This is a genomic window from Nocardia sp. Tas62D01 (assembly GCF_055232035.1).
On sequence record NZ_JBUYUZ010000001.1, the window covers coordinates 2201905 to 2214119 of the forward strand.

General features: G+C 67.9%; 10 protein-coding genes. 7 read left to right on the forward strand and 3 right to left on the reverse strand.

Going from position 1 to position 12215, the window contains the following annotated elements; translation table 11 throughout:
• Positions 1–30: 30 nt before the first annotated feature.
• The 4 genes from ACV7NQ_RS10795 (at position 31) to ACV7NQ_RS10810 (ending at position 3302) form a co-directional block, all read left to right on the forward strand.
• On the forward strand, positions 31–1704 hold the full coding sequence (locus ACV7NQ_RS10795; RefSeq protein WP_463359495.1) for a DNA-3-methyladenine glycosylase 2 family protein: 1674 nt from the start codon (positions 31–33) through the stop codon (positions 1702–1704).
• A 146-nt stretch (positions 1705–1850) separates the two neighbouring features.
• Positions 1851–2402, forward strand: coding sequence for a methylated-DNA--[protein]-cysteine S-methyltransferase (locus tag ACV7NQ_RS10800; protein WP_463359496.1), 552 nt, complete (start codon positions 1851–1853; stop codon positions 2400–2402).
• Positions 2403–2562: 160 nt separating this feature from the next.
• Positions 2563–2883: a type II toxin-antitoxin system Phd/YefM family antitoxin gene (locus ACV7NQ_RS10805; RefSeq protein ID WP_463359497.1), complete on the forward strand. Its 321-nt coding sequence runs from the start codon at positions 2563–2565 to the stop codon at positions 2881–2883.
• The gene (locus tag ACV7NQ_RS10810; protein ID WP_463359498.1) at positions 2880–3302 is read left to right on the forward strand and encodes a PIN domain-containing protein; all 423 of its coding nucleotides are present in this window, start codon (positions 2880–2882) and stop codon (positions 3300–3302) included. Before ACV7NQ_RS10805 ends, ACV7NQ_RS10810 begins: the two co-directional genes overlap by 4 nt.
• Before the next feature lie 18 nt (positions 3303–3320).
• Here ACV7NQ_RS10810 and ACV7NQ_RS10815 read toward each other — a convergent pair whose 3' ends face one another.
• Positions 3321–6449 (reverse strand): AAA family ATPase, encoded by a 3129-nt coding sequence (locus ACV7NQ_RS10815; protein WP_463359499.1) that lies wholly within the window; start codon positions 6447–6449, stop codon positions 3321–3323.
• A 238-nt stretch (positions 6450–6687) separates the two neighbouring features.
• Positions 6688–7872: an exonuclease SbcCD subunit D gene (locus ACV7NQ_RS10820; RefSeq protein WP_463359500.1), complete on the reverse strand. Its 1185-nt coding sequence runs from the start codon at positions 7870–7872 to the stop codon at positions 6688–6690.
• 277 nt (positions 7873–8149) lie between these two features.
• On the opposite strand from ACV7NQ_RS10820, the gene ACV7NQ_RS10825 reads away from it, so the two are divergent.
• Positions 8150–9307, forward strand: coding sequence for a DNA recombination protein RmuC (locus ACV7NQ_RS10825; protein WP_463359501.1), 1158 nt, complete (start codon positions 8150–8152; stop codon positions 9305–9307).
• 88 nt (positions 9308–9395) lie between these two features.
• On the forward strand, positions 9396–10256 hold the full coding sequence (locus tag ACV7NQ_RS10830; RefSeq protein WP_463359502.1) for a DUF6542 domain-containing protein: 861 nt from the start codon (positions 9396–9398) through the stop codon (positions 10254–10256).
• A 52-nt stretch (positions 10257–10308) separates the two neighbouring features.
• On the opposite strand, the gene ACV7NQ_RS10835 is transcribed toward ACV7NQ_RS10830, so the two are convergent.
• Entirely contained in the window at positions 10309–11319 is a 1011-nt protein-coding gene (locus ACV7NQ_RS10835; protein ID WP_463359503.1) for a 4-hydroxy-3-methylbut-2-enyl diphosphate reductase, read from the reverse strand.
• A 204-nt stretch (positions 11320–11523) separates the two neighbouring features.
• Here ACV7NQ_RS10835 and ACV7NQ_RS10840 point away from each other — a divergent pair, with 204 nt between their 5' ends.
• A complete protein-coding gene (locus ACV7NQ_RS10840) occupies positions 11524–12171 on the forward strand; it encodes a lipid droplet-associated protein (RefSeq protein ID WP_463359504.1) in 648 nt (215 codons plus the stop codon).
• The last annotated feature ends 44 nt before the right edge of the window (positions 12172–12215 follow it).

Sequence of the window (12215 nt, forward strand, 5' to 3'; positions counted from 1 at the left end):
ACCTCGGGGGTTGCTGCCATTGTGGTTGGGGTGACGATCACGGCATTGGATTTCGAGCGCTGCTACCGGGCGGTGTCGACGCGGGATTCCCGGTTCGACGGCCAGTTCTTCACGGCGGTGCGGACCACTGGAATCTATTGTCGCCCTTCGTGTCCGGCAATCACACCGAAGCCGACAAATGTGACATTCCTGCCGACGGCCGCCGCGGCGCAGCAGGCGGGTTACCGCGCGTGCCGGCGGTGCCTGCCGGACGCGGCGCCGGGATCGCCGCTGTGGAACACCCGCGCGGATCTGGCGGCTCGGGCGATGCGGCTGATCGGCGACGGGGTGATCGAGCGCGGCGGAGTGCCCGCGCTGGCGGCGACGCTCGGCTACTCACAGCGCCAGCTCACCAGGGTGCTCACTACCGAGTTGGGTGCCGGGCCGCTGGCCTTGGCGCGCGCGCATCGCGCGCACACCGCGCGGCTGCTGATCCAGACCACCGGCATGCCGATGTCCGATATCGCGTTCGCGGCCGGGTTCGCCAGCATTCGCCAGTTCAATGACACTGTGCGCGAGGTGTTCGCGGTCAGCCCCACCACCATGCGCACCGAGGCGCAGCGGGCGACCCGCTCCGGGAACAACCAGGTCGTGCCCAGCAACGGCTCGCTGGCGCTGCGGTTGCCGTATCGGGAACCGATGGACCGAGGCTGGTTGGAGTGGTTCCTGTCCTCGCATGTGGCGCCGGGCATGGAGCTGTGGGAGGACCGCGCCTACACCCGCAACGTGCGGACTCCACACGGGCATGCGACCACACGGCTGAGTTTCCAACGCGATCACGTGCGTGCCGAGTTGGCACTGAACGACATGCGCGACCTGGCACCGACCGTCGCGCGACTACGGCACCTACTGGATCTGGACGCCGATCCGGTCGGCATCGATGAGGCGCTGGGTGTGGTTCCGGGGGCGACCGAGGCCGCTACGGCACGTCGGCGCAACGGCGGCGGCGCGAAGCCACTCGGCGACGCCGATGCGGAGCCCTCACCCGATGCCGCGGACCAGTTCCCCGATGCTGGTGCGGCGCCGGCACAGGAGCCGTTCAACGTCGGCGTGGCCCCGCGCGGGGCCGGTCGCCCGCCTTCCTTCTCGCCCGGAATCCGGGTGCCCGGCTGCCTCGACGGACCGGAGTTGTTGCTGCGCACTATGATCGGGCAACAGATCTCGGTGTCCGCGGCCGCCACCCATACCGCGCGACTGGTCGAGGCACTCGGCGAGCGGGTCGACGGACCGATACCGCTGCTGTTCCCGACCCCGACGGCCGTCGCCGAACGCGGCGCGGAGGTGCTGACCGGTCCGGCGCGGCGCATCCGCTCGATCGTCAGCGCGGCCGAAGCCCTGGCGTCGGGTGAGCTCGTACTGCACCAGGGCCGCACCGCGGCTGATCTACGCCGCGAACTGCTGGCCCTCGACGGTGTCGGACCGTGGACCGCCGACTACGTGACCATGCGGCTGATCGCCGACCCGGACATCCTGCTCGACACCGACTTGGTGGTGCGCCAGGGCGCCACCCGGCTCGGCATCGACCTCACCGACACCGCCCGCTGGGCGCCGTGGCGCTCGTATCTGTCCATACACCTGTGGAAGGCGGCGCTGGCCGCTCGCGCTGCCCCGAAAACTACCGCGGCCAAATCTGCCGCCAAGGCGAAGGTACGTACCCAATCATGAACGCGGCGAACATATTCCATCGCGAGTAGACACCTTCGCAGCGCAATCGCAAGCGACTGCCAGATCATGTTCACTGCGAACACGATCCGCTCCCAGAAACGAACACTCCCCCACCACGACCGCCGAATCGAAAGCGAGTGTCCATCGTGACCACCGCGACCGTGACCCGCCATGGCAGGATCCAGTCCACCACCAGCACCGCGGATTTCGCCATCGTCGATACCCCGATCGGCCCGTTCACCGCCCTCATCGACACCGAAGGCGCCGTACTGGCCTCCGGCTGGACCATCGACGCCGAGAACCTGCGCGGGCTGATCCACCCGAGTCTGCGTCCCACCGAACTGCGCCAACGTGACTCGCTCGGCGCGGTGACCCATGCGATCGCCACCTATCACGACGGCGATCTCACCGCGATCGACGACATCACCGTCCGCCAGCAGTCCGGCGAATTCCTCATGCACGCCTGGGACGTACTGCGCAAGGTCCCCGCAGGCAGCCCGATCACCTACACCGAATACGCCGCCATCTCCGGCCGCCCCGCCGCCACCCGCGCCGCCGCCAACGCCTGTGCCCGCAACGCCGCCGCCCTCTTCGTCCCCTGCCACCGCATCTTCCGCATCGGCGGCGCCCTCGGCGGCTTCCGCTGGGGCCTGGACATCAAGCGCTGGTTGTTGGATCACGAGAGTGTTGCGCGCTAGTCGCGGGTAACACGGTTACCTCATACCGGAAGTCGCGGTGCCCGCCGGTCGGTGTGTGCCCATGGTCGTTGGTCACCAGAATACGACCGGCGTAGCAGTTGCGTAGTAGGTGCGTAGTAGGTGCGTAGTAGGTGCGTAGTAGGTGCGTAGCATAGAATGCATGACCGCCCCTGCCGAACCTCCCGAGATCCCGCAACGTGAGCTCCGCAATAATGCGAGCCGGGTGCTACGTGATGTCCGCGCCGGGCGGTCGTACACCATCACGGTCGACGGCACTCCGGTCGCAGACCTGATTCCACACCGCAACGTCAGGCGACGTGTCGCCGTGCCGCGTGACGAGGTCATCGCGGCATTCGCCGACCTAACGTCCTCCGGGGCCGATTGGCGTGACGATGTGGACCAGTATGTCGATGATTCAACCTACGATCCGTACGACCGCGCTTATCGCCGCGGTGAATTCGCAGCCGGAGACAGCGAGTGAAATCCGTCCCGGAACGTGGCCTGGTCGACACGAATGTGGTGATCCTCCTCGATGACCTGGACCCTAACGAACTGCCCGCCGAGTTGCTGCTGAGTTCGGTGACGATGGCCGAGCTCGCAGCTGGACCACACTACACCGACGACCGCGAGGAGCGAGCCCGACGCATCGAACGTCTCCAGAACGCGGAAGCGTTGTTCGAGCCACTCCCTTTCGACACCCGTGCAGCACGGCGCTATGGGCACATCGTTGCCGCAGTCCTTGCTGCCGGTCGCAATCCGAAGCCTCGCAGGATCGATCTGATGATCGCGGCAATCGCCTCAGTTCATCGACTGCCTCTGTTCACCGTCAACGAAAAGGACTTTGCAGGCTTGACGGACCTCGTCTCAGTATCGGCGGTTACCCATCCGGACGAGCGCTGAGCGAAACCGGGCGGGTTGTCAGGCGACGGTGGTTTGTAGGCGGGACCCTGCGCGGCCTCGCAGGACGTGCAGGCGGCTGGGGATGCGTTGGCGCATTTCGTCTACGTGGCTGACTACGCCGACGACTCGGCCGCCGGCGCGGAGTTCGTCGAGGACACCCATGACGGCGTCGAGGGTGTCGGCGTCCAGGCCGCCGAAGCCTTCGTCGATGAAGAGAGTGTCCAGGACGACGCCGCCGGATTCTGCGGCGACGGTGTCGGCGAGGCCGAGTGCCAATGACAGTGAGGCCATGAATGTTTCGCCGCCGGAGAGGGTTTTCGCCGGGCGGATGGCGCCGGTGTAGTCGTCGCGGATGTCGAGGCCGAGGCCGCCGCGGCGGCCGCGCGGGCCCGCCTTGTCGGAGTGGACGAATTCGTAACGGCCGCCGGACATTCGGCGCAGCCGGACCGAACCGGCCAGCGCGACCTCTTCCAGGCGGGCGGCGAGTACATAGGAGCGCAGGGACATTCGGCGGTTGTTCTCGCCCCGACCCGCGACCACCTCGGCGAGAGCGGCGAGCTCTTCATGAGCGCGCTGCACGGGGGCGATCCGATCCACCGCGGTCCACAGCTGACCGCTCAGCCGTTCCAGCTGGCTCACCCGTCGGGTTGCGTCGGCGTGTGCGGCGACCGCGGTGTTCAGCCGGGTTTGCGCATCGGCAACCAGCGCCTCCAACTCCGCCAGATCACCGGGATCGGCCGAGGCGGCGGCCTGGATATCCGGCTCGGCGAGAACGGCTTCCGCGTGGGCCCGAACCCCGTCGGCGGCCGCCAACTCCGCCTCGATCTCCGCCTGTCGCCGGGGTGTCCGCGTGGCCGCGGTGACCACGCGTGCGTAGGCGGTCAGCATGGCCACGTCCGCTCCGGCCACCTCGATGACACCTGCGGCATCGGAACGGCCCCGCATCGACACAGCACCGTCCGTCGCGGGATCTGAGTCGAGCACGAAACCCGCTGCCAACGCAAGGCTTTCGACACGGTCGGCGATCACCGTGACTTGTTCCCTGGCCGTCGCGACGTCATTGCGCGCGTCACGGAGGGCGGTGGCATCGGCGATCAGGTTGTTCAGGCGGGCGCGACGGCGATCGATCGTTCCGTCGGCGCCCGCTGCGGCGCGCAGCCGATCGGTGAGTTCGGCGAGGCGGGTGGTGGTGGCCGCGATGCGGGCGGCGACCGTACTGCGGCGGGTGTCGGATTCCCGGAGTTCGTCGTGCAGGCGAAGCTCGTCGGTGCGCAGGCGAGACAGTTCGGCGGTGAGTCCTTCGGACAGTCCGGCCAGTTCGGCGGCGTCTTCGTAGCGGTCTGTGGCGGCGCGCAGAGCGGTGGCCAATTCGATACGGTCGGTGTCGCCACCGCGTGCGATGCGCGCCTCGATATCGCGTTCCAGCGTGGTGATTCGGGACAGCACGCGGTCACGGGTGTCCTCGGCGGCGCGTTCCGCGTCGGCCGCCGCGTCCTCGGCATCCTTGGATACCGCGCTGGGGGCCGGGCGGGCGGGCGAGGGGTGGTCGCCGGATCCGCACACCGTGCACGGCTGTCCGTCCATCAGTTGACCGGCAAGTTCGGCGGCCATTCCGGCCAGCCTGCGCTCGCGCAGGTCGAGCACCCGCTCCTTGGCGTCGTTGTGTGCGGTGCGGGCCGACTCGAATTCGACGCGGGCGTGGTCGAGATTTGTTCTGTGCCCGGCGAGTTCGACCGCCGCCGTGGCGGCGGTCTGCAACCGTTCGCGTTCGGCGGTGAGACCGGGCAGCGTGGCCGCGGCTTCGGTGGCCTCGCGCAGCCTGGTCTCGATGGTGGTGATCGATCCGGGGAGTTGTTCGCGCAGAATGGTCAGCTTGGCCGCCCGGCCGGTCAGTGTGGTGTCCTCGTCGCGCAGGGTGGCGAGTTCGGCGGTCAGCTTCGTTGCGGTGGCCGCATCGGCGCTCACCTCGTCGAGCGCGCCGATCTGGCCGCTCCACCGCCGGATGGCCGCATCGACCTCCACGTGCTCGCCGACGATAGGTGTTGCGTCCGAGCCGATCTCGATGTCGATCAGTTCGATTCCGACAATGTCGGCACCAGCTGGCGCACCGAGCAATGCCGCCAATCGTGCCGCGATGCAGTAAGTTTCGTCCTCCTTGCGCCGCGCGTGCACGACCGCGGTGCGGGCCTCATCGATCGCCTCGGCGACCGGTGCGGCGCGCCGGGCCAGCTCGAGTTCGGCCTGCAGGTCGGCGCGGTGGCCGGTTGCTGCGGTGTACTCGTCGAGTTGTCGCCGGGCGTCCATCATCCGGTTCCGCAACTCGAGTAGGCGGCGCTGCTGCTCGGCGAGGGTTCGCACGCGCGCCGATTCCTGTTGCCTGCCTTCGGCTTCCGAGGCGGCCGTGATCAGCTCGGTGCGCGCGGTCGCCAGCAGATCCTGCGACCAGGCCACCGCCTCCAGCGTCTCGACGGATTCGGCCCGGTTGAGCCCGACCGCGCCGCGAATCTCCGCGATCAGCTGGTTGATGCCGTCCTTGCCGGCCGCCACGTCGGCGGCCGAGGCACGACGCTTGTCGGCCAACCACTGTTCTGCGGTGCCGAATCGTTCGGTGTCGAAGAGCTTTTCGAGCAGCTTCTCGCGATCCTCGTTGTCCGCCCGCAGGAATCGCGCGAAGTCGCCCTGCGGCAGCAAGACGACCTGGAAGAACTGATCGGCGCTCATACCGAGCAGCCGGATGATCTCGTCACCGATATCCGGGATGCGCGACAGGTTCTCGCCCCGTCCGTCCAGCCATTCCAGGGTCGCCTTGGCCGGATCGGTGCGCATCCCGGTGCCGCGCAGCTTGGGCCGTTCGAACTCGGGAATGCGCGTCAATCGCACCCGCCGCCCGCCGAGCGTCGCCTCCAACACCACCTGCGGCGGCGTCTGCTCCGGCGCATGATCGGAATGCAGCCGCTTGCTCTCGCCACGAGCCCCCGGCACCTTGCCGTACAGCGCGAACGCAATCGCATCCAGGACCGTTGTCTTGCCCGCCCCGGTCTGCCCGTGCAGCAGGAAGAGCCCATCGGCGCCGAGCGCGTCGAAGTCGATCACCGTGCTCTCGGCGAACGGGCCGAACGCGGTCATCTCCAGTCGATGCAGTCTCATGCGGTAGCCCCGGCGACCGGATCAGGCAGCAGCACAGCACAATTCACATGCGAACCGTTGCGGCCCGAACGCCTGCCGACAGGGCCCACAGCTTCGGTGCGCGTGGCCGAACCCGAGTATCTCCTCGCAGTCGCGGCCACCCGCCAGGATTGCTTGCTGCGGTGACATTCATCCCACGCGGCGCCAACTACTACCGGCATGCGAGGCGTCACATGCGGCGGTGCGATGAAGTGCCCGTTCACGCGGAAAGCTCCGTAGCCGAGTTGGTCACCGACGTGACGGTTACCATCTCCGGTTCGGTGACCGCCGCGGCGAGAGCGCGCTCCAGCCACACCATTTCGCTTGCGGTGGGGACGCCGCGGACGTCGGTGAGGAAACTCTGCGCTACTTCGGTGTCGCGGCGACCGTGCACACGCTCACGGTAGCGCAATTCCGGGTTGACTTCCGGGCGCGACCATTCCACGTGCACGGCGTGCGGGAAGCGGTCGCGCAGTTTGCGCATGGCGTCCACCGGGCGCACCTGGTCGGTCAGGGTGGCCGAGACGTAGTGCTCCTCGGCGGCGACGTGGGCAGGGTCGGCCAGCAGGTCGTCGAGGGTGCCGGTGAGCCTGCTCAACCCGCGGACCAGCGGCAGGTCGTGCCGCCGGACCGATTGCAGCCCTGCGGCATCCAGGTCGACGATCCAGACCGCCTTGCGGTGTGAGTTCTCCGCGAACGAGTACGGCAGCGGGGAACCCGAGTAGCGGACCGACTCCGACAGCGTCTGCGGCGAATGCAGGTGACCGAGCGCGACATAGTCGATGCCCTCGAACGCCGAAAGTGGCACCGTCTCCACCCCGCCGACCGATATCGACCGCTCCGAACCGGTGGCCTCGCCGCCGACGACGAAGGCGTGCGCGAGCACCACCGTGCGGGCGCCGGGCCGCTCGGCGATATCGGCCCGGATCCGGCCCATGGCCGCGTCCAGGATCTCCGCGTGCGAACGTGCCTGCGGGACACCGAGTTCGGCACGGGTGATGTCGGGCTCCAGGTATGGGATGCCGTAGCAAGCGACCTCGCCGTTCGCGTCGGACAGCAGCACCGGCCGGTCCGCATCGGCGACGGTGGTCCTCAGATACAGCCCGCCCGCCGCCGCGAAGCTCGCGCCCGCGCCGAGCCGCGCGGGCGAATCGTGATTACCTGCGGTGGCGACGATCTGCGCGCCCGCCGCGCGAATTGCCTCGAAACCCCGATTGCACACCGCGATCGCGTCGGCACTCGGGATGGACCGGTCGTACACATCCCCCGGCAGCACGACAACGTCCACCGACTCCTCGGCCACCAACTCCGCGATGGTAGCCAACGACCGCGCCTGATCGGCAAGCAGATCGACCCCATGGAACGTGCGCCCGATGTGCCAGTCCGAGGTGTGCAGCATCCGCATGTCGCGAAACCGTAGGCGATCGCACCGACAGACTTCAATTGCCGCCCCGGGCATGTCGGATTTGCAGTGCCTCGAGACGGCGTGTTGGCGGTGTTTCCACCACGCCGGGGCGCCGCCCGCCTCGTACACATCCAGCGCAGCCGCCAACGACACCGGTTTGACTCGGCGACCGATATCGCACCCCGGATCCACCGTCGACGACCGCTTTCCGACACGGTGCTGTCCGATTGCTCGATGAATTCGGTTCTTGTCGGTGGGGTGCGGCACTATCGGCGCTATGACCGCACCGATGCTCGTCGCACTGATGCTGGTGTTCGCTGCCGGGGTTGGCCTCGGCTGGTTGGGGCATGCGGCGCGGGCCGGTCATCGGGCGACGGCCGCGGAGGCGAGACTTGCGGCGGCCACCGATAACGAGCGGCTGCTGCGGCAATCGCTGACGGCGGCCAATGAGGATGCGGCGCGCAGGCATTCGCATGCGATCGGCGCCATGGTGGATCCGCTGCGCGAGGCGGTCGGCGCGCTGAACCAGCACATCCAGCAGGTCGAGCATCACCGCATCAATGCCTATTCCAGCCTGCGCGAACAGGTCGCGGGCATGCAGCGCACCTCGTTCCAGCTCACCAGCCAGACCAGTCAGCTGGTCGCAGCGCTGCGGGCGCCGCAGGTACGCGGACGGTGGGGCGAGATCCAATTGGAGCGGGTGGTGGAGCTGGCGGGCATGACCAGGCACTGCGATTTCGACACCCAGGTAACCCGGGCCGGCCGCGGCGACGAGACGTCCGACCGGACCGCCATGGTACGACCCGATCTGGTGGTCCACCTGGCCGGGAACAGGCAGATCGTCGTCGACGCCAAAGTCCCGTTCACCGCGTATCTCGACGCCACCATGGCCGACGATCCCGATGTGCGCGCCGAACTGCTCGGCAGGCATGCCAAGCAGCTGCGCTCCCACATCGATCAGTTGGCCGACAAGGCGTATTGGACCGCCTTCGATCCGACGCCGGAGTTCGTGGTGCTGTTCGTGCCGGGTGATCCGGTCCTCGACGCCGCGTTGACGACGGATTCCGGTCTGCTGGAGTACGCATTCGGTCGCAACGTGATTCTCGCAACGCCGACCACCCTGATCGCATTGCTGCGCACGGTCGCGTTCAGCTGGCGGCAGGAGGCGCTGACCCGCGATATGGCAACTGTCCAGCAATTGGGTAAGGAGCTGTATGCGAGGCTGGGCATGACCGGCAAACATCTCGACCGCCTCGGCGCGCAACTCGGTAAGGCCGTGGACGCTTTCAACTACACCGTCGCATCCGTGGAGTCGCGAGTGATGGTCACCGCGCGCAAACTGCACGACCTGGAAATAGCTGAGCAAGAGGTTCCAGCAATCCATCGCGTGGATTCCTGGCCGCGTGCGGTCGGCTTCGCCGACGCCGACGATTAGCCCGGACAACCGCCGTGCCATAACGCCGCCCGGCGCGGCGGCGGTTAGTGTTCATAGTGTGGCTGCTTCCCAACGTGTGCGATCCCGGGTGCCCGCGCCGCATCGTTCGACCCTGCCTTCGGTACCGGGTATCCCGGCCGGCGCGGCGGTCCTGATCGCGGTTGCTTGCACGTTTCTGGGGTTCCTTATCGATGCCGGCGGCGGCGGCGAGCTAACCCGCACGTTCGCCACGCTGTATGTCGTCGGCTGTTTGATCGCGGTGCTTGTCGTTCGCTACCGCGGACTGTTCACCACGATGGTGCTGCCGCCGCTGCTGCTGTTTATTTCGGTGCCGCTGGCCTATCAGCAGCTGACCGGCCGCAGCTCTACCTCGATCAAGGACATCCTGCTCAATCTCGCGATCCCGCTGGTAAACCGGTTCCCGACAATGGCGCTGGCCACGGTGCTGGTGCTCGCGGTCGGTGCAGGCCGGATCATGCTGCAGCGGCGCAGCGCCGCCGCGGCGCGCACCGCGGAAGGCCGCCGCGGCACGAGTTGGGGTCGCAACGCACCGAAACGCGCGGGGGCAGACCGTACCGAGGGCGGCACGACCGCCGAATCCACCCGGCGTCGCGTCCGCCGCGCCCAGCCGGAGCCGGACGCACTCGACGCCGAGCAGCAGGGGCCACAGCTGCGCAGGCACTCCGCGGGCCAGGTCGCCGACCTACCGCCGCGGGTGGCTGCCGGTGCGGACGAGCCGGTGGCCGATGATCGCCCGACCGCCAAATATCCGCGCAGCAGCCGTGGCCCCGCCCGGTCGGCCGCGGCGGCGCCACGGTCCGGCGCCGAGCCGAGCCGCAAGTCGGCCGCTCGCGCGCGTGCCGATATCCCGCCGCATCCACAACCGAATGTCCGCTACCGCGAACGCGATTCGAGCCGTACCGAACGGCGCAAGCCCGAAAATCTGTAACCGCCACTGCTCTTCCCGGCCGGCGCCGGGAAGACGAACCGATGGCGTGCCGTCAGCTACGAGTGGTGCGAAGCTCTCGCGGCAGCGCGAAGACCAAGGTCTCGTTGGCGGTCGTGACCGGCTGTACGTCGGCGAAGCCGTGCTCCTCCAGCATATCGAGCACACCGCGAACCAGGATCTCCGGCACCGAGGCGCCGGAGGTGATGCCGACCGTGCGCACCTCTTCCAGCCACGCCGGATCCACCTCACGGGCGAAGTCCACCAGGTAGGACGCCTTGGCGCCGGCCCCGAGGGCGACCTCGACCAGCCGCACCGAGTTCGACGAATTGCGCGAACCGACCACGATCACCAGATCGCATTCCGGCGCCATCGCCTTCACCGCGACCTGACGGTTCTGGGTGGCGTAGCAGATGTCGTCGCTGGGCGGATCCTGCAGCAAGGGAAACCGCTCGCGCAGTCGCTTGACCGTCTCCATCGTCTCGTCGACGCTCAGCGTGGTCTGCGACAACCAAATCACCTTGGACTCGTCGCGTACGGTGACCCGGTCGACCGAGTCGGGCCCGTCCACCAACTGCACGTGCTCGGGCGCCTCCCCCGCGGTGCCCTCGACTTCCTCGTGCCCTTCGTGGCCGATCAGCAGGATGTCGAAGTCGTCGCGCGCGAAGCGCTTGGCCTCCTGGTGCACCTTGGTCACCAGCGGGCAGGTCGCGTCGATGGTGTGCAGGTTGCGGGCCGCGGCCGACTCGTGCACGGCGGGCGAGACTCCGTGTGCGGAGAACACCACGACCGCACCTTCGGGCACCTCGTCGGTTTCGTCGACGAAGATGACGCCCCGCTCGCGCAGCGTTTCCACCACGTGGCGGTTGTGCACGATCTCCTTGCGCACATAGATTGGAGCGCCGTGCTTCTCGAGGCTCTTCTCCACCGTCTCCACCGCGCGGTCCACGCCGGCGCAGTACCCGCGCGGCTCGGCGAGTAGCACTCGCCTGCCGCCGTCGGCATCGGCAGATCCGGAACCGGCCGAGCGGGCGATTCCGACGTTCAAGGGGATAGCCGAAGACATGCCGATCAGCTTACGTGCGCCGGGCAAATGGGGGACGGCCGGTCGCGTGCCGCGCGTGGATCCGGCGGCGCCATGCGGAACAATGTGTCTGTGACAACGCGCGCCACCGTTTCCGGCCGATTCGTCCCGCGCCCGGACGGACGAATGTCCGGACGCCATACATCTATTCTTTGCATAACACACCGTTTCGGGCAGGCTAGGGCCATGCTTCGACCACCATTCCTGGCCCGTGTCGCCGCCGGTGCCGCCGTCTACGCCATCGAAGAAACCCGTCGGCTACCCACGGCGGCAATGAATCTTCCGATTACCGCGATCAGCCGGATGGTGCAGACCACGATGCACATCCAACAGTTCGTGACCAGCCTCGCTCTCAAGGGCGACTCGGTATTCGAGCAGTTGACCAATAGGCCCGTGGAACAGCCGGAGTGGGCCACGTTCGATGAGGACGCGGCGCCCGAGCAAACCCCACGCGAGACCCCGGTACCCGCCAGGACCAGCCGATTCGACCTGTACGCCGCCGACGAGCCCGCCGAATTCCACAGCAACGGACACCACGTGTCCGTGCAGACCATCGCCGAGCCGGAAATCACCGCCGAGCCGGAGATCACCGAGCCGGAAATCCCTGCCACCGAAGCCAGCGAGCCGGATACCGACGTGCCGGAGATCACCGAGCCGGAAGTCGCCACTCGCTACGACTACGCGAACATGACCCTCGCCCAGCTGCGCGCCCGCCTGCGCATGTTGACCGTCGAGGACCTCTTCGCGCTGCTCGACTACGAGCGGCAGACCCGAGCCAGGGCGCCGTTCGTCACCATGCTGACGAATCGAATCGCCACCGTGCAGGCCCAGTGACCGAACCCCCGACGGCTTCGTCGACGGTTGGCCGGGAATCCTCC